We start from the raw sequence: 16763 nt of genomic DNA, 5'->3' as shown, positions 1-16763 counted from the left end.
GCGGGCGCTCCGGAGAAACTCCGCATGCGCTTCCTGCCGATCGCCGCCGCCATTTCATTGCTGTTGACTGCTTGCGGGCCCGCAGACCGGGCCCGCGTTGCATTGCCGGAACTCACGCGCCTGCCGCCCGGAGAAGTCAGCTATCAGCCGCCGGGCGAGGCGTTGCGCAACGGCTATCCCGTGACGCCGGCGCCCATCACCGCCCGCCATCCGCGGGGCGTGGCCATCATGACGCGCCAGGTCAGCCAGGCGGAATACGCCGCGTGCGTGAACGCCAGCGCCTGCAAGCCGCTGGATGCGGCGCAACGCCGGGCGTCTTCACCGGATCTGCCCGCCATCGGCATCAGCTGGTCGGATGCGTCCGCCTACGCGGCGTGGCTGTCGGGCGCCACCGGCCAACGCTTCCGGCTGCCTGACTACGGCGAGTGGGTCTACGCCGCGGGCGAGGCCTATCGGGACGAAACGCCCGCGGACCTGCCCGACACCGGCGACCCCGCGCAGCGATGGCTGGCGGAATACGAACAACAGAGCCGCCGCGGCGGGCAGGCCGCCGATACGGCGTTGCGCCCGTTCGGCGCATATGGCGTCAACGCGGCGGGGTTGAAGGACATGGCGGGCAGCGTGTGGGACTGGACGTCCGACTGCCATTCGCGGCGGGTGCTGGATGCGCAGGCGGACGGCGGCGCCGTCCCGGCGCCAGGCCGGAATTGCGGCATACGCGTGGCGGCGGGCCGCCATATTGCGTATCTGCCCGATTTCATACGCGACCCCAAGAGCGGCGCGTGTTCGGTCGGCGTGCCGCCCGCCAACCTGGGCCTGCGCCTGGTGCTGGATGAGGGGTAGCGGTTACGGAATCAAGGGCCCGGGTCCCAGGACCCGGACTCAAGTGCCCTAGTGCGCGGCCAGCTCGGCGGACGAGTCCTCGGCGGCGGGCGAACCGTCCCGACAGGACAGGCAGGCCGAGCAATCCATGGCGGGCTGCGCGTGTTCGGACAGGCGCGCCAGCGCGGCGGGCGATCGGAGCACGATGCGCTTGCGCCCGCTGGTCACGATGCCGCGCTGCTTCCAGTCGCTGAGCAGCCGGCTGACGGTGTGCAGCGTGGTGCCGGTCATTTCGGCCACGTCCTGCCGGGTGATGGGAAAGCTGATGCCGATGCCGTCCTGCATGGGCTCGCCGGATTGCTGGACCAGCCGGAGGATCGCACGCGCCACGCGCTGCTCGACCTCGTCGGTGGACAGTTCCTGGATGCGCAGGTGCGCGTCCTGCAGGCGCTGCCCCATGGTCTGGAGCGCGATCGCGCCCAGTTGCGGATGGCTGGCCGTGAAGCCTTCCCAGGCGGCCGCCGGCCAGGCCAGGCAGACGCTTTCCTGGACGGCCAGCACCGTGGCGGGGTAACAGGACTGCCGCATGGCGCAGGCCAGTCCGAACATGTCGCCCGGATTGACGTAGCGCACGACGACCTGTTCGCCCTCCGAGGTCAGCTGAGCGACTTTCAGGCAGCCGTGCAGCAGCACGAAGAAGTGGGCGCCGTCGGCGCCCTGGCGGTACGCCACCTCGCCGGCTTCAAGACGGCAGGGCGTGGCGCCCTGCAGCGCGGCGTCCAGCTGCGCATCGGACAAAGGCCTGAACAGATCCAGGTTGCGCAGCAGTGCATGGCATAGAGGCGATGGCATGGCGGTCCGCGTGTGGCCGTGGAGAATTTTTCCACGCTCCGATGGTGACATCGACGGCCCCGGCTGACAATGCGCGCGCCGCCGCAGGCTGGTCCGAAGTTTGCGCTACAGCAAAGAACGCAAGCGCCCGCGGTCCTTCAATGGAGTTGCCGACAGACTCGGCTTTGAAGAAACCGAAAGAGGAGTAGCACATGAACGCGTTGCGCCCCACCTTGCTTGCCGCGGCCCTGGTTTTCACGATGGCCGGGGGTCTGGCTTCCGCCCAGAATGCCGACAAGCTGCCGCGCGCCAAAGTCACGCTGGTCGCCCCGCCCATGGTTCACCCGCATGAGCAGGTGGCGAAGTCGGGACCGAAGGTGATCGAGTTCGTCATGACCATCGAGGAAAAGAAGATGGTCATCGACGACAAGGGCACGACCCTGCAGGCGATGACGTTCAACGGATCCATGCCCGGCCCGACCCTGGTGGTGCACGAGGGCGACTACGTGGAAGTGACGCTGGTCAATCCTGCCTCCAACGCCATGCCGCACAACGTCGACTTCCATGCCGCGACGGGCGCGCTGGGCGGCGCCAAGCTCACCAACGTGAACCCGGGCGAGCAGGCCACGCTGCGTTTCAAGGCGGACCGCAGCGGCACCTTCGTCTATCACTGCGCGCCCGAGGGCATGGTGCCCTGGCATGTGGTGTCGGGCATGAGCGGTACGCTGATGGTGCTGCCGCGCGACGGCCTGAAGGACCCGCAAGGCAAGCCTCTGCACTATGACCGCGCCTATACGATCGGCGAATTCGACCTGTATATCCCCAAGGACGGAAACGGCAAGTACAAGGACTACGCGACCCTGGCCGAAAGCTACGGCGATACGGTGGAAGTCATGCGCAAGCTGACGCCCTCGCACATCGTCTTCAACGGCAAGGTAGGCGCGCTGACCGGGGACAACGCGCTCACCGCCAAGGTCGGCGAGACGGTGCTGCTGATCCATTCGCAGGCCAACCGCGACACGCGTCCGCACCTGATCGGCGGCCACGGCGACTGGGTCTGGGAGACCGGCAAGTTCGGCAACCCCCCCGAGAAGAACCTGGAAACCTGGTTCATCCGGGGCGGCTCCGCGGGCGCGGCGCTCTACACCTTCAAGCAGCCCGGCGTGTACGCCTATCTGAACCACAACCTGATCGAAGCCTTCGAACTGGGCGCGGCCGGGCACATCAAGGTCGAAGGCAAATGGAACGACGACCTGATGAAGCAGATCAAGGCGCCGGGTCCGATCCCTCGCTGATGGCCTGACGGCAGGGCGCGGTCCGCGCCTTGCCGCTATCCCGGAACCCGTAGCCGTGAGTCTTTGCCATGCTCAACATTGCCCGAATCGCATTTGCCGCCGCCCTGGCCAGCCTGCCTGTCCAGCAGGCCACGGCGGACACCCTGGCCTCCGTCAATCCCGCCGGGGAAAAACTCTATAAATCGGCCTGTGTCGTGTGCCATGCCAGCGGCGTGGCCAACGCGCCCAAGCTGGGCGACAAGCAGGCCTGGTCGCCGTTTCTTGCGCAGGGCGCGGATGCGCTGATGGTCACCGTGCTGAAAGGCAAGGGCGCCATGCCTCCTCGCGGCGGCTCGGCGGCGGACGAGGCCACGCTGCGCGCCGCGGTGGAATACATGATGGCCGCGGCCAGGTAGAGCCCGGCCTTGAAGCGGCGCGAGGCTCCTTTTCGCGTTGACAGGCCCTAGACCCGGCGCGCCAGCATGGCCCAGATCCCGGCGGCGGACAGCATGGCGCCGCCGCCCAGGTTGAAGCCGCGTTGCGCCCGGGGCGATGCCAGCATGCGCCGGGCCGAACCCGCGAATACCGCGTAGGCGGCGGCGTTGATGCCGGCGCAGGCGACGAAGGTGGCCGACAGCATCCATAGCTGCCGCGTCACGTCGCCCGCCGGGTCGATGAATTGCGGCAGGAAGGCCACAAAGAAGATCATGCCCTTGGGGTTCAGCGCGGTCACCAGATACGTATTGGCGAACAGTCTCCAGCGCGAGCCGACGGCGGCCGTGGCGGGCATCACGGCCGGGGACACGCCGGCGCGCAGCAGCTTGTAGCCCAGGTACAGCAGGTACAGGCCGCCCACGGTCTTGACGACCGTGAACCAGAAGGCCGACGCCGCGAGCAGCGCGCCCAGTCCCAGCAGCGACAGCACCAGGGCGGTGGAATCCCCCAGCGCCACGGCCAGCACCAGCGGCAGGCGGGCGCTTTTGCCGTGCGTGATGGAATAGCTGATGACGGTAAGAATGGTGGGGCCGGGCAGCATCACGAGCAAGGCCGAGGCGCCCAGGAAGGCCAGCCAGGTTTCAAGCGACATGGGTCGAACTCCAGTGGAGGGGGGCGGCGCGTTGCGGCCAGCCTGCAGCCAATGTATCGCAAGCCTTGCCGCCTGGAAACCGGGCAGTTCCGGGCGCCGCCGCGCGGTGGTGTTAAATACAGCTTTCCAGGACAGTGAACGCGGGGCCGCAAGGCCGCGCGAAGGAAACAACATGGCATTCGATTTTGATCTGTTTGTGATCGGCGCGGGCTCTGGCGGCGTGCGCGCGGCTCGCTTCGCGGCCGGCTTTGGCGCGCGCGTGGCGGTGGCGGAAAGCCGCTACCTGGGCGGCACCTGCGTCAACGTGGGCTGCGTGCCCAAGAAGCTGCTGGTCTACGGCGCCCACTACAGCGAGGACTTCGAGCAGGCGCATGGTTTCGGCTGGACCGCCGGGCAGCCGAAGTTCGACTGGCCCACGCTGATCGCCAACAAGAATCGCGAGATCGAGCGCCTTAACGGCATCTACCGCAACCTGCTGGTCAATAGCGGCGTGACGCTGCTGGAAGGCCATGCCCGCATCGTCGACCCGCACACGGTCGAGATCAACGGCAAGACCCACACCGCCGCCAACATCCTGGTGGCGACGGGTGGCTGGCCCCAGGTGCCGGACATCCCGGGCAAGGAACATGCCATCACCTCCAACGAGGCCTTCTTCCTGAAGGCCCTGCCGCGCCGCGTGCTGGTGGTGGGCGGCGGCTACATCGCCGTGGAATTCGCGTCCATTTTCAATGGCATGGGCGCGCAGACCGTCCAGTCCTATCGCGGTCCGCTGTTCCTGCGCGGCTTTGACCAGGGCGTGCGCGAGCACCTGCGCGACGAGCTCGTGAAAAAGGGCATAGACCTGCGGTTCAACACCGAAGTCACGCGCATCGACAAGCGCGCGGACGGCACGCTGGCCGCTACCCTGAAGGACGGCTCCGTCATCGAGACCGACTGCGTGTTCTACGCCACCGGCCGCCGTCCGATGCTGGACAACCTGGGACTCGAGAACACCGCGGTCAAGCTGAAGAAAGACGGCTTCATCGAGGTGGACGACGAATACCGCACGGCCGAACCGTCCATCCTGGCCCTGGGTGACGTGATCGGCCGCGTGCCCTTGACGCCCGTGGCGCTGGCCGAAGGCATGGCGGTGGCGCGCCGCCTGTTCCGCCCCGAGGAATACCGCAAGGTGGACTACAAGCTGATTCCCACCGCGGTGTTCAGCCTGCCGAACATCGGCACCGTGGGCATGACGACCGAAGAGGCGCGCGAGGCCGGCCACGAGGTCAAGCTGTTCGAAAGCCGCTTCCGGCCCATGAAGCTGACGCTGACCGAATCGCAGGAAAAAACCCTGATGAAGCTGGTCGTCGACGCCAAGACCGACCGCGTGCTGGGTGTGCATATGGTCGGTCCGGACGCGGGCGAGATCGTGCAGGGCATCGCGGTGGCGCTGAAGGCCGGCGCGACCAAGCAGGTATTCGACGACACCATCGGCATCCACCCGACGGCCGCCGAAGAGTTCGTGACCTTGCGCACTCCGGTCGCGCAGTAAGTCGCCCGGGATCGGGCGCTACAGGCGTTCGATCATGGCGCGCGCCGCTGCCGGCGCGCGCTCTTTCGCTCCGTTGATGAAGTACGCATAGACGTCTTGCGGCTGCGGCGCGGCGGCGGGCGCCCGTTGTCCCACGCGGGGCAGGTCGGCGGGGTCGCCGCCGCGCGACCAGGCACGCAGGCGGTCGGCCCAGGCATCCAGCGCCTTGGGCGCATAGCCCGCCTTGAAGGCGGTGCTGGCGCGCATCAGGCGCGCATAGACGAAATCGGCGGTCCGGTCGGCAATCGACGGGTAGTCTTCGCTGTCGGTAAAGACGGTCGCGGCGCGATGGCGGCGAGCCAGCCCGACATATTCGTCGCAAGCGAAACTGGGATGGCGCACATCGAGCGCATGCCGCAACGGCAGGCCGTCCAGCTTGTCCGGCAGGAGCGCCAGGAAGGCGCCGAAGTCTTCCGGGCTGAATACCTTGGTGGGCGCGAACTGCCAGACGATGGGGCCGAGCTTGGGGCCCAGTTCCGCGATGCCGCTGTGCAGGAAGCGGTCGATCGAGTCCTTGGCGCCCGCCAGTTCGCGGCGGTTGGTGGCATAGCGCGAGGCCTTCAGCGTAAACACGAAATCCTCGGGGGTTTCGTCCCGCCACTTGGCGAAGGTGGCGGGTTTCTGGGTGCTGTAGTAGGTGCCGTTGATCTCGATGGCGGTCAGCTGGCGGCTGGCGTATTCCAGTTCGCGCGCGTGGGCCAGCCCCTCGGGGTAGAAGGCGCCGCGCCAGGGCGCGTAGGTCCAGCCTCCGATGCCGACCCGGATGGCGGCGGGCCTGTTCCCAGGGGACGGATGGCGTTGCGGCATGTCCAGGGCTCCATGTGGGTAGACGCTGCGGTCAACTGTATCGCCGGCGCCACTCGGCGGTAAACCCCGGGAAGAAAAATCCGCTGTTCCGGTACAGTTTTGGGATAAGGTGTGCGTTCACGATCCGACTTCTGTCCGGCGCCCGCCGGCTCATCATGCCCGACCTGACTCATCTGCTGACGTTCGCCCTGGTTGCGCTGGGCATGGTGCTCACGCCCGGGCCCAACATGATCTACCTGGTGTCGCGTTCCATCTCGCAAGGCCCGCAGGCCGGCCTGATTTCCCTGGGCGGGGTGGCGGTCGGATTCATTTTCTATGTGGCATGCGCGGCGTTCGGCATCACGGCGCTGCTCATGGCCGTGCCTTACGCCTATGACGCTTTACGCGTGGGCGGGGCCCTCTACCTGCTGTACATGGCATGGCAGGCGGTCCGCCCCGGCGGCCGGTCCCCGTTCCAGGTGCGCGACCTGCCCAAAAGCAGCCCGCGCCAGCTGTTCACGATGGGGCTGGTCACCAACCTGCTGAATCCCAAGATCGCCGTCATGTATGTCTCGCTGCTGCCGCAGTTCATCCAGCCCGACCACGGTAGCGTGTTCACGCAGTCGCTGGCCCTGGGCATGACGCAGGTGGTGATCAGCCTGTCGGTGAACGCCCTCATCGCCATCATGGCCGGCTCGATCGCCGGCTTCCTGGCGGGCCGCCCGCTGTGGATGGTGTTGCAGCGCTGGCTGATGGGCACGGTCCTGGCCGGCCTGGCCGTGCGCATGCTCGTGGACACCCGCCGCTGATGCAGAGCCAGGACGGTTTTTTCGCTTCGCTGGGCGGCATGCTCGGCGAAGGGCTGCGCGCCATTGTCGCGGGGATCAAGTGGTTGCTGGGCGGCCTGGGCGGAGCCTTGGCGGATTTCTATTCCGGGCTTGCCGGGGCGATGGGCATGAGCCCGTCGATATTCAACCTGATCCTGCTGGCGCTGGGCCTGATGTTCCTGTGGGCCGCGGTCAAGGCGCTGCTGCGGCGGTCCATCATCGGGGTCCTATTCTGGTTGCTCATGACCTTGCTGGTTCTGGGCGGACTGGTGGACTAGGGCTTCTTTCCGCGTGACCAGGCGCCTGGCTCAGGCGCCGCTGCCAAACATCCCGACCAACGCTTCCTGCAACAAGGCAACGCGGGGGTGGATCGCTCCTTTCCGGAAAATCAGCGCCACCGCGCTCGAAGGCGGAGCAGGCTGCACCCGTATCTGCCTGACCGAATTCGCCATCAGGGGACTGCGGCGAAGCAGGTTCAGGTCTGGGACGATGCCGATGCCCAGGCCGGCGGCAATGAACTGGACGCTGGTGGTCGGGCTCGTCGATTCGATCACGGGCAGCGGGGCAGGGAGCCCCGCATGCGTGAAACAGTCCTCGATAAGCTTGCGCCCCATCGATCCTTCAGCCGGCATCACCCATCGTTCTTGCGACAAACGGGTCCAGTCCACGCGTCGCGCACGAACCAGCGGGTGTTTCGCCGGCGCGACCACCGCGAATTGCACCTCGAACAGCCTGACGTATTGAAACGCACCCGCGCCGGATTCCAGCATCTGCAGAGGGAAGGTGGTGATCAGCGCGTCGATCTCCCCCTGCTGGAGTGCGCGGATCAGGGCAGGGACCCGTTCTTCCACGAGCTGCACCCGTATTGGCGTTGCGTGGTTCACCAGTTTTTCGATCACGCCGCACAAATACGTTTGCGCCACGAAGGGGGGCGCGCCTATCCGGATCCTGGCCGTAAAGCGATCGGCGGTCAGGGCGTCGGAGCGGAGGTGGGTGAGCTCTTCCAGCAGCAAGCTTGCGCCGCGAAGCACCACTTCCCCCTGCGCGGTTGGCGTCAACCCGCGCGCCGTGCGCAGGAACAGCGCAAAGCCAAATGCGTTCTCGATTTCGGACAGCGCTTTGCTCAAGGCCGGTTGCGTCAGGTTGAGCGCCTGGCTTGCTGCCCGAAGGCTGCCCGAGGTTTGCAGTACCTGCAGCAGGCGCAGATGGCGAAAGCGTAGTTTGGCCACCAGATGGTCGGGTTCGATCAATGCGCTCCTTTGCAGGCATAGAACTTAAAGTTATCGCTATATCAAAATATATCAATTTTTCTATAACCCGCAATAACTTATTCTGCATGCATAACAAGGAGACAGCATGCAACGCCGCACCTTCTTCCTGGGCTCCCTGGGCGCCAGTCTTATGTTCCGATCCGTCGCGAAGGCTGCTGAAACCTATCCTTCGAGGGCCGTCCGCATCGTCGTTCCCTATGCCGCAGGCGGAGGACCCGACATCATGGTGCGGCAGTTTGGTCCCAGGCTCAGCCTGACGATGGGGCAGCCCATCGTGGTGGAAAACAAAGTGGGAGCGGGAGGCGTGCTGGCTGCCCAGTATGTCGCCCAGGCCGCGGCCGACGGCTATACCGTGCTGCTGGGTTCGAACTCGCACCTGATCCAGAAAGCGTTGCAGCCGAGTCTGATGTTTGATCCGGAACATGACTTCCTGCCGGTCACCGTCATCGGGACCTCCCCCAGCGTGCTGGTCGTATCGGCCAATTCCCCCTATCGCAGCGTGCAGGACCTCGTTGCCGCCTTGCGGGCGCGGCCCGGGAAGTTGAATTACGCGTCCGGCGGCATCGGTTCCGCGGCGCACCTTGGGGGCGCCACTTTCGCGACGCTGCTGAAGGCCGATGCGATGCACGTCCCGTTCAAGGGCTCGGTGGAAATCCCGATTTCGCTGGTGCGCGGAGATACGGATTTCGCCTTCGCCATCGCGGGCACCGCCATTCCGCAGGTCAAAAGCGGAAGGCTGCGAGCCCTGGCCGTGACCAGCCGCGCTCCCATGGCGGAGCTCCCGGACGTCCCCACGCTGCACGACGTGCTGCACAGCGACCTGGCGATCCAGGAGTTCTGGTTCGGCTTGTGGCTGCCTCGGAATTCGCGTGCGGAGGTGGTCGACAAGCTCTACGGGGCAACGACGGCGGCGCTCAAGGATGCCGCCGTCAAGAACGAGTTCGAGGCCGCCGGGATCCGCGTGATCCAGAGCGACACTCCCCAGGCCGCCGCGGCATTCGTGCGCGACGAATCCCGCAAATGGGCGGAAATCATAAAACTCACCGGCATCTCCGCCGGCTGATCAGGATAGTCATGTCAAAGCCACTCGAAGGCGTACGCGTGCTGGATCTGTCGCACGTGATCGCTGGCCCTCTTACTTCGTTCTATCTGGCGCAACTGGGCGCTGAAGTCATCAAGGTGGAACCCCCCCTGGCAGGCGAGGTCCTGCGCTCGATGAAGAACGGGGTGGACACCGACACGCCCACCGGATTCGCGGCAGTCAACGCGGGCAAGCAATCATTGGCGCTGGATATCAGGACACCGCAAGGCGCCGAATTGCTTCGCACCCTGGCCGCCTCCGCCGATGTCTTCATCGAAAACTTCCGGCCTGGCGTGGTCGCCCGGTACGGGCTCGATTACGCGTCGATCCAGGCAGTCAGGCCGGACATCGTGTATTGCTCCATCTCGGGTTTCGGCCAGCAGGGCGATTGGTCGCAGCGCGGCGCCTATGACCATGTGGTCCAGGCCATGACCGGCATGATGATGATGTCGGGTGAAGGAGACGAGGCGCCTCCGCTCAAGGTGGGTTTCCCCGTGATCGACGTGGCGGTCGGCATGCTGGGCGCCCTGTCCATCGTCTCGTCGCTGCACCGCAGGTCCCGTGACGGCGCCGGCCAGTACATCGATGCGTCCATGATCCAGGCCTCCCTGATGCTGATGTATCCCAATACCTGCGCTTACCTGACCGACGGCACGCCGACGCGGCGCGTCGGCAATCGTGGCTACACCGGCAGCCCCGCGGCCGACACGTACCGCTGTGAGGACGGTTGGCTGGCGGTTGCGGCGAACACGCCGGAACAGTTCCGCAAGCTGGCTGCCGCCATCGGGATCGAGGAATTGTGCAGCGATGCCCGGGCGCTGGATCTGGCCGCGTTCAACCTTCCCAACGGCTTCGTGGTGCCGAACGACCGGGCCTACGTCGTGGAGCGGCTGCAGACGGCGTTCGCGACTCGCAGCGCGGCCCGGCTCGAGGAACTGCTGAGCCATGCCGGGGTCCCCGCGGCCAAGGTCAGGAAGCTGGAAGAATTTCTTCAGGAGGTTGACGCCACTGGCTGCGTGAACCTGCCCGACCACCGTTTCCACCAGGGCGGGCGCGAGCTGCGGACCCATGGCATCGGCTTCGCTTTCGATCAGGACGGCGGGCCCACCCCGTCCGGCGCGCCTGCTCTAGGCCAGGGCGGTCACGCCGTGCTGGCCGGTGCGGGCCTGGATGACGAGGCCATTGCCGAACTTGAGCGGGCCGGGATCATCCGGACGCAGGCCGGGGCGGCCATGCCCACGACACCCTGATAATTTCGACAACCCGGAGAACCTATGACACAACTTCTACAAGGGCGCATCGCCATCGTGACCGGGGCAGGGCGTGGCCTTGGCCGTGCTCACGCGCTGGAACTGGCGCGCCACGGCGCCAGGGTGCTGGTCAACGACATGGGAGCCGAACAGCCGGGCTCGGCGGCGCAGGCCGTCGCGGACACCATATGCGCGGCCGGCGGGGACGCCTGCGCCCACGGCGCCGATGTGACCGACCCGCGGCAGGTGGAGGCGATGGTGGGGGCGGCCATGGCGCGGTGGGGCCGCGTCGATATCCTGGTGAACAACGCGGGCATCCTGCGCGACAAGAGCTTCGCCAAGATGAGCCTGGAGGATTTCCGGGTCGTGATGGAAGTTCACCTGATGGGCGCCGTGCACTGCACCCACGCGGTATGGAACGCCATGCGCGCGCAGAACTATGGCCGCATCGTGATGACCACCTCTTCCTCCGGCCTGTACGGCAACTTCGGGCAGTCCAATTACGGCGCGGCGAAGATGGCGCTGGTCGGCCTGATGCAGACCCTTGCCCTTGAGGGCGAGCGCTATGGCGTGCATGTGAACTGCCTTGCCCCGACGGCGGCCACGGCCATGACCGAGGGGCTTCTCGATGCGCAGGCGCTGGACCTGCTTACGCCCGAATCGGTCAGCCCCGGCCTGGTGGCGCTGGTGGCGGAAAACGCGCCGAACCGGACCATCCTGATGGCGGGCGCGGGCAGCTTCGAACAGGCGCACATCACGATGACCCGCGGCATATGCCTGGACGAGACCGAATTGTCGGCGAAGGTCCTGATCGGCCGTATGGGCGAAGTCTCCGATCGCGAGGCGGAGACCGTCCCCGGCACCGGCTTCGACCAATTGCGCCATGAGATCGCCAAGACCCAGGCATGCCGGCAGGCTCGCGCGTCGAGCGAGCCGGCTTTCTGATCCGGGCCCTAGCCATGACAACCAGGGAAGTCGTAGTTCTGTCCGGTATCCGCACGCCCATCGGCAGCTTTGGCAAAGGCCTGAAGGACGTGCCGCCCGTCACGCTCGCCACCGAAGTCCTGCGGGCCGCCGTGGCGCGCGCGGACATCGACCCCGGGCAGGTGGAGCATGTTTGCTTCGGCCAGGTCATCAATACCGAACCGCGCGACCTGTATCTGTCCCGCGTGGCGGCCATCGAAGCCGGCTGCGGCGAGAACACGCCGGCCTTCAACGTGAACCGCCTGTGCGGCTCGGGCTTGCAGGCGGTGGTTTCCGCGGCGCAGTCCATCCTGCTTGGCGATTGCACGACCGCGGTGGCCGGCGGCGCCGAAAGCATGTCGCGTGCGCCGTATGCCAGCGCGGCGCTGCGCTTTGGCGGTCGCATGGGCGATACGCCCATGGTGGACACGCTGCTCGGCGCGCTGCACGATCCGCTGCACCGCATTCACATGGGCGTCACGGCGGAAAACGTGGCCAGGAAGTACGGTATCTCGCGTGAAGACCAGGATGCGCTGGCGGTCGAAAGCCACCGGCGCGCCGCAAGGGCAATCGCCGAGGGCCGCTTCGCGTCGCAACTCGTCCCCATCCCTGTCCCGGGCCGCAAGGGCGCCGTTCCTTTCGCGCAGGACGAGCACATCCGTGCCGATATCAGCCTGGCTGATCTGGCCGGCCTCAGGCCGGTCTTCGCGCCAGACGATGGCACGGTCACCGCGGGCAATTCCTCGGGCATCAATGACGGCGCGGCCGCGCTGGTGCTGATGGAGCGCGCCAGCGCCGAAGCGTCCGGCGCCCGGCCTCTGGCCCGGCTCGTCGCCTATGCCCACGCAGGCGTGGATCCACGCTGCATGGGCATCGGTCCGGTTCCCGCCACGCGGGCGGTCCTGGCCCGCGCCGGCCTTGCCGCCACCGATATCGACGTGATCGAATCCAACGAGGCCTTCGCGGCGCAGGCCCTTGCGGTGACCCGCGAGCTGGAGCTGGACCCGGCCAAGGTCAATCCCAATGGATCGGGAATCGCACTGGGGCATCCGGTGGGCGCGACGGGCGCCATCATCACCGTCAAAGCCCTGCACGAGCTCAACCGCATAGGCGGCCGGTATGCGCTGGTGACCATGTGCATAGGCGGCGGACAAGGCATTGCCGCCATTTTCGAACGGATCTGAACCATATGGCCTGCGTCCCTGACCTCACCCCCAAGCACCTGGCTTCCTTGATGACAGGCAACCCAAGCGACCCGTCGGCGGTCCGGCGGTTCGACTCCGTGCAGTCGCTCATCGACTTCCAGGGGCAGCCGGCAATTGCTTCCCGGACCGTCGAGATAGACCAGGAGACGATCGACCGGTTTGCGCAGGTCACGCGCGACAGCCAGTGGATACACGTGGACCGGGAACGCGCGCTGGCGGAGTCTCCCTACCAGGACACCATTGCGCATGGATTCCTCGTGCTCTCCCTGCTGACGCACTGGCAGGAGAGCTGCATCGCCTTTCCCGGCGCGGTCATGGCGCTGAACTACGGTTTCGACAAGGTCCGCTTCACGGCGCCGGTTCGGTCCGGCTCACGCGTATCGGCCAGATTTGCATTGGCGCAGGTGGTGGAGACCAAGCCTGGTGAAGTGCGCTGTTCCTGGAATGTCACGATCCAGGCCGAGGACGCGTCGCGCCCGTCGGTGCATGCCGATTGGCTGATCCTGATCCGTTACGGGCAGTCGCGCCCGGGTTGATCCGCGCTGGAAGTCCGGGTCGGCGATCTGGCAACGTCCAGGGCCACCTCCCGTATCCTTCGCACCAGCGCCGGAAACCGTTCGGCCCCGGTGTTTCCGTATCCGATCACCAGCCCGTTATCCTCTTCCCGAGGCGTAATCGCGAATGACGACAGCGCGCTCGGATTCATCCCCAGCCTGCGCGCCTGCTCGACGATCTCCGCATCCGGAAACGCCGCCGGCAGCCGCACCGTCAGGTGCAGGCCGCAGTGTCCGCCCAGCACCTCATGGTCTATCCCCAGATGCGTGGCCAGCGCCTCGCGCAGCGCCGCCTGGCGTTCGCGGTACAGGCGCCGCATGCGGCCCAGGTGGCGTGAGAACTGGCCGTTCTCGATGAAGGCCGCCATCGTCAGCTGTTCCAGCCTGTGGCCGCCGCGCAGCATCTCGATGATGGATGGCATGGCCTGCGCGGCGATGGCTTCCGGCAGCACCAGGAAGCCCAGGCGCAAGGCGGGGAACATGGTCTTGCTGAACGTGCCCACGTACAGCACGGGCGCGTCCGGCAGCAGACCCTGCATGGCGGCTATCGGTTCGCCCTGGTGGCGGAATTCGCTGTCGTAATCGTCCTCGATGATCCAGGCGCCCGCGCGGCGCGCGCGTTCCAGCAGGTCCAGCCGGCGGGTCAGCGACAGCACCGCGCCCGTGGGGTACTGGTGCGAAGGCGTGGTCTGGATCAGCCGGGGCGGTTGCGACGTCCATGCGCTTTCCGGAATGACGATGCCGTCGGCATCCACCCGCAACGCCAGCACGTTCAGGTCGCCCGCGTGGAACGCGGCCTTGGCGCCGCGGTATCCGGGGTCTTCCAGCCAGGCGGTGTCGCCGGGGTTGGTGAGCAGTTGCACGCATAGCGCCAGCGCGCCTTGCGCGCCTTCGGTAATGACGATGCGCGATGCGTCGCAACGCACGCCCCGCGATACTCGCAGGTACTGGGCGATGGCTTCGCGCAGCGCGGGTTCGCCCACGGGATGCCCATAGCCCAGGGTGGTGGCCGGGGCCGCCTGCAGGGCGCGGTCTTGCGCGCGGCGCCAGGCGTTGATGGGGAACTGGGTCAGGGCCGGCGTGCCGGGCGTCATCGGCAAGGAGCCGTCATGGGCGTAGCGCGTGGAGACGATGCGCGACAGCCGCTTGGCCGTGATGGAAGACTCCGCGGCGGGCGGGGCGGCCTGCCTGGCCGCGCTGCTGGCGGCCGCCGACAGCGGCGCCACGCGTGTGCCTTGCCGGTCGGCGATCACATAGCCTTCGGCCGTCAGTTGCTCGTAGGCGATCAGCACCGTGTTGCGCGAGATGTCCAGGTCCTCGGACAGGGTGCGCGAGGAGGGCAGCTTGCCGCCCGCGGGGAGCTGGCCGGCCAGGATGGCCTGCTTCAGGCGCTGGATGAGCTGGCGCTGGCGGGGCAGCGCCCCGGGGCCGCGCGCGAGGGGGCTGGACAGCAGGGCGGTGTCTGCCGGGTCGCCCAAGGCGGTGTCGATCATGGCCCTATTAAATTCAAGAATCGTGGTGCTTTTTATGATGCCACGATTCCGATATCGTGAGGGCATGCGTGTTGCGTCCGCCACCGCCGGCGGCGCACCCTAACCTGGAAGAGGCTTCGTCGCATGCAACCCCGCACCAACGCTTTCCAACAACCCATCGGCCCGGACCTTGCCGGCTGGACAGCCCGTCCGCGTCCTCCGCTGACGCCCGCCGCGGGCCGCTATTGCCGCCTGGAACCCCTGTCGGCCGAGCGCCACGCGGCGGATCTGTACCAGGCATTCAGCCAGGCGCCCGACGATAGCGACTGGACCTACATGAGCGTCGGCCCCTTCGCGGACGCGGCGGCCTACCGGAAGTTCGCCGAAGGCGCCCAGGCGGGCAATGATCCGCTGCACCACGCCATCATCGACCTGAAGACGGGCCGCGCCATCGGCACGCTGGCGCTGATGCGCATCGACCCGGCCAACGGCGTCATCGAGGTCGGTTTCGTGTCGTTCTCGCGCCAGCTCAAGCGCACCCGCATCGCCACCGAAGCGCAGTTCCTGCTGATGCGCCGCGCCTTCGATGAACTGGGCTATCGCCGCTATGAATGGAAGTGCGACAGCCTGAACGCGCCTTCGCGCGCCGCCGCCTCGCGGCTGGGCTTCCAGTTCGAGGGCATCTTCCGCCAGGCCACGGTCTACAAGGGCCGCAGCCGCGACACGGCCTGGTTCTCGATCATCGACAGCGAATGGCCCGCCTTGCGCGCCGCCTATGAGCGCTGGCTGGACCCGGACAACTTCGACGCCGAAGGCCATCAACGCAAGGGCCTGGCCGAACTGGCCGCCCAGGAAAGGTCTGCCCGGGAAAGCGCCGCGTGCGCCTGATCCCGGTTGCGCTGGCCCTGTTCTGGGGGCTGAACTGGCCGGCGGTGAAGATCATCCTGTCGATCTTCCCGCCGTTCACCCTGCGCGTGCTGGGGCTGGGCAGCGGCGCACTGCTGCTGTTGCTGCTGGCGGGCGCCAAGCGCTTGCCGCTTTTGCCGCCGCGCAGCGCCTGGCCGGGCATCGTGGTGGGCGGCGTTCTGGCCGTGGCCGTCTTCAACCTGGCGGTGGCCTGGGCGCAGCTCAGCACCAGCACCTCGCGCGCGGCGGTGCTGACCTTCACGATGCCGATGATGTCGGCGGTGCTGGCCTGGCTGGTCCTGGGCGAACGCCTGGACCGTCGCCGAGGCCTGGCGCTGCTGCTCGGCGGTTGCGGCGTGGCGGTGCTGGCGTGGCCGGTGCTGCATGCGGTCTTTGCCGAGCACGACCTGGCCGCGACCAAAGGGTTGGTCTTTCCGCTGGTGGCCGCCTTGGGCTGGGCGGCGGGGACGGTCTATCTGAAACGCTGGCCGGTGGCGGGCAACCGCATCGTGGTGACTGCCTGGCAATTGGTGGTCGGCGCAAGCTGCGCGCTGGCCGGCGCGCTGATCGCCGGCGAGTCGTTCCCGACGCAGGGCTGGAATGCCCGCGTGGCGGGAGCGCTGTCGTTTCACATCATCCTGGGCACGGCCGTGGCGTACTGGCTTTGGTTCGTGCTGAGCGAACGCGTCAGCGCCACCGTGGCCGCGCTGACCACCCTGATGGTGCCGGTGGTGGGGGTGCTGGGCGCGATGGCGCTGGTGGGCGACCGCCCGGGCGTGGCGGATTGGTGGGGCTTTGCTTTCGTGCTGGCCGGGGCGGGACTGATCGTGCTGAACCTGGGGCAGCGGCGGGGCTGATCCGCCG

At 67.1% G+C, this 16763-nt stretch carries 18 protein-coding genes; 13 read left to right on the top strand and 5 right to left on the bottom strand.

What is annotated here, in order from left to right:
- Positions 1-24: 24 nt before the first annotated feature.
- On the top strand, positions 25-843 hold the full coding sequence (locus HLG70_RS11660) for a formylglycine-generating enzyme family protein (RefSeq protein WP_171664555.1): 819 nt from the start codon (positions 25-27) through the stop codon (positions 841-843).
- Between the two features lie 48 nt (positions 844-891).
- Here the strand turns inward: HLG70_RS11660 and HLG70_RS11655 are convergent, their stop codons facing one another.
- Entirely contained in the window at positions 892-1674 is a 783-nt protein-coding gene (locus HLG70_RS11655) for a Crp/Fnr family transcriptional regulator (RefSeq protein ID WP_171664554.1), read from the bottom strand.
- Between the two features lie 191 nt (positions 1675-1865).
- On the opposite strand from HLG70_RS11655, the gene nirK reads away from it, so the two are divergent.
- Together nirK and HLG70_RS11645 are read left to right on the top strand one after the other, a co-directional pair.
- Positions 1866-2948: a copper-containing nitrite reductase gene (nirK, locus tag HLG70_RS11650; RefSeq protein ID WP_171664553.1), complete on the top strand. Its 1083-nt coding sequence runs from the start codon at positions 1866-1868 to the stop codon at positions 2946-2948.
- Between the two features lie 68 nt (positions 2949-3016).
- Positions 3017-3343, top strand: a complete 327-nt coding sequence (locus HLG70_RS11645) for a c-type cytochrome (protein WP_171664552.1) — start codon at positions 3017-3019, stop codon at positions 3341-3343.
- A 47-nt stretch (positions 3344-3390) separates the two neighbouring features.
- Here HLG70_RS11645 and HLG70_RS11640 read toward each other — a convergent pair whose 3' ends face one another.
- Positions 3391-4014 carry a LysE family translocator gene (locus tag HLG70_RS11640; protein ID WP_171664551.1) on the bottom strand — a complete coding sequence of 208 codons (624 nt, stop codon included), beginning with the start codon at positions 4012-4014 and terminating at the stop codon, positions 3391-3393.
- A 172-nt stretch (positions 4015-4186) separates the two neighbouring features.
- On the opposite strand from HLG70_RS11640, the gene gorA reads away from it, so the two are divergent.
- On the top strand, positions 4187-5545 hold the full coding sequence (gene gorA, locus HLG70_RS11635; RefSeq protein ID WP_171664550.1) for a glutathione-disulfide reductase: 1359 nt from the start codon (positions 4187-4189) through the stop codon (positions 5543-5545).
- Between the two features lie 18 nt (positions 5546-5563).
- Here gorA and HLG70_RS11630 read toward each other — a convergent pair whose 3' ends face one another.
- Positions 5564-6391, bottom strand: coding sequence for a DUF72 domain-containing protein (locus HLG70_RS11630; RefSeq protein ID WP_171664549.1), 828 nt, complete (start codon positions 6389-6391; stop codon positions 5564-5566).
- Positions 6392-6546: 155 nt separating this feature from the next.
- Here HLG70_RS11630 and HLG70_RS11625 point away from each other — a divergent pair, with 155 nt between their 5' ends.
- Complete coding sequence (locus HLG70_RS11625; RefSeq protein WP_171664548.1) at positions 6547-7179, top strand: LysE family translocator; 633 nt, start codon at positions 6547-6549, stop codon at positions 7177-7179.
- Complete coding sequence (locus HLG70_RS11620; RefSeq protein WP_171664547.1) at positions 7179-7475, top strand: hypothetical protein; 297 nt, start codon at positions 7179-7181, stop codon at positions 7473-7475. The genes HLG70_RS11625 and HLG70_RS11620 overlap by 1 nt, the downstream gene beginning before the upstream one ends.
- Positions 7476-7505: 30 nt before the next feature.
- Here HLG70_RS11620 and HLG70_RS11615 read toward each other — a convergent pair whose 3' ends face one another.
- Positions 7506-8447, bottom strand: coding sequence for a LysR family transcriptional regulator (locus HLG70_RS11615; protein WP_213697173.1), 942 nt, complete (start codon positions 8445-8447; stop codon positions 7506-7508).
- A 106-nt stretch (positions 8448-8553) separates the two neighbouring features.
- On the opposite strand from HLG70_RS11615, the gene HLG70_RS11610 reads away from it, so the two are divergent.
- From HLG70_RS11610 to HLG70_RS11590, 5 genes are read left to right on the top strand one after another with little or no spacing between them, the layout of a single operon-like run.
- Complete coding sequence (locus HLG70_RS11610) at positions 8554-9531, top strand: Bug family tripartite tricarboxylate transporter substrate binding protein (protein WP_171664546.1); 978 nt, start codon at positions 8554-8556, stop codon at positions 9529-9531.
- A gap of 11 nt (positions 9532-9542) precedes the next feature.
- The gene (locus HLG70_RS11605; protein ID WP_171664545.1) at positions 9543-10799 is read left to right on the top strand and encodes a CaiB/BaiF CoA transferase family protein; all 1257 of its coding nucleotides are present in this window, start codon (positions 9543-9545) and stop codon (positions 10797-10799) included.
- A gap of 24 nt (positions 10800-10823) precedes the next feature.
- Complete coding sequence (locus HLG70_RS11600; protein ID WP_171664544.1) at positions 10824-11744, top strand: SDR family NAD(P)-dependent oxidoreductase; 921 nt, start codon at positions 10824-10826, stop codon at positions 11742-11744.
- 14 nt (positions 11745-11758) lie between these two features.
- Positions 11759-12946: an acetyl-CoA C-acyltransferase family protein gene (locus HLG70_RS11595; protein ID WP_171664543.1), complete on the top strand. Its 1188-nt coding sequence runs from the start codon at positions 11759-11761 to the stop codon at positions 12944-12946.
- Between the two features lie 50 nt (positions 12947-12996).
- A complete protein-coding gene (locus HLG70_RS11590) occupies positions 12997-13503 on the top strand; it encodes a MaoC family dehydratase (protein ID WP_171664542.1) in 507 nt (168 codons plus the stop codon).
- Here HLG70_RS11590 and HLG70_RS11585 read toward each other — a convergent pair.
- A complete protein-coding gene (locus HLG70_RS11585) occupies positions 13479-15014 on the bottom strand; it encodes a PLP-dependent aminotransferase family protein (RefSeq protein WP_171664541.1) in 1536 nt (511 codons plus the stop codon). The two genes, HLG70_RS11590 and HLG70_RS11585, sit on opposite strands and share 25 nt — an antisense overlap.
- A gap of 123 nt (positions 15015-15137) precedes the next feature.
- On the opposite strand from HLG70_RS11585, the gene HLG70_RS11580 reads away from it, so the two are divergent.
- On the top strand, positions 15138-15881 hold the full coding sequence (locus HLG70_RS11580; RefSeq protein ID WP_171664540.1) for a GNAT family N-acetyltransferase: 744 nt from the start codon (positions 15138-15140) through the stop codon (positions 15879-15881).
- Complete coding sequence (locus HLG70_RS11575) at positions 15872-16756, top strand: DMT family transporter (protein WP_171664539.1); 885 nt, start codon at positions 15872-15874, stop codon at positions 16754-16756. Before HLG70_RS11580 ends, HLG70_RS11575 begins: the two co-directional genes overlap by 10 nt.
- Positions 16757-16763 lie beyond the last annotated feature (7 nt).

The organism is Achromobacter deleyi (assembly GCF_013116765.2).
GTDB lineage: Bacteria > Pseudomonadota > Gammaproteobacteria > Burkholderiales > Burkholderiaceae_B > Achromobacter > Achromobacter deleyi_A.
This window is presented reverse-complemented; position numbering and strand designations above follow the sequence as displayed.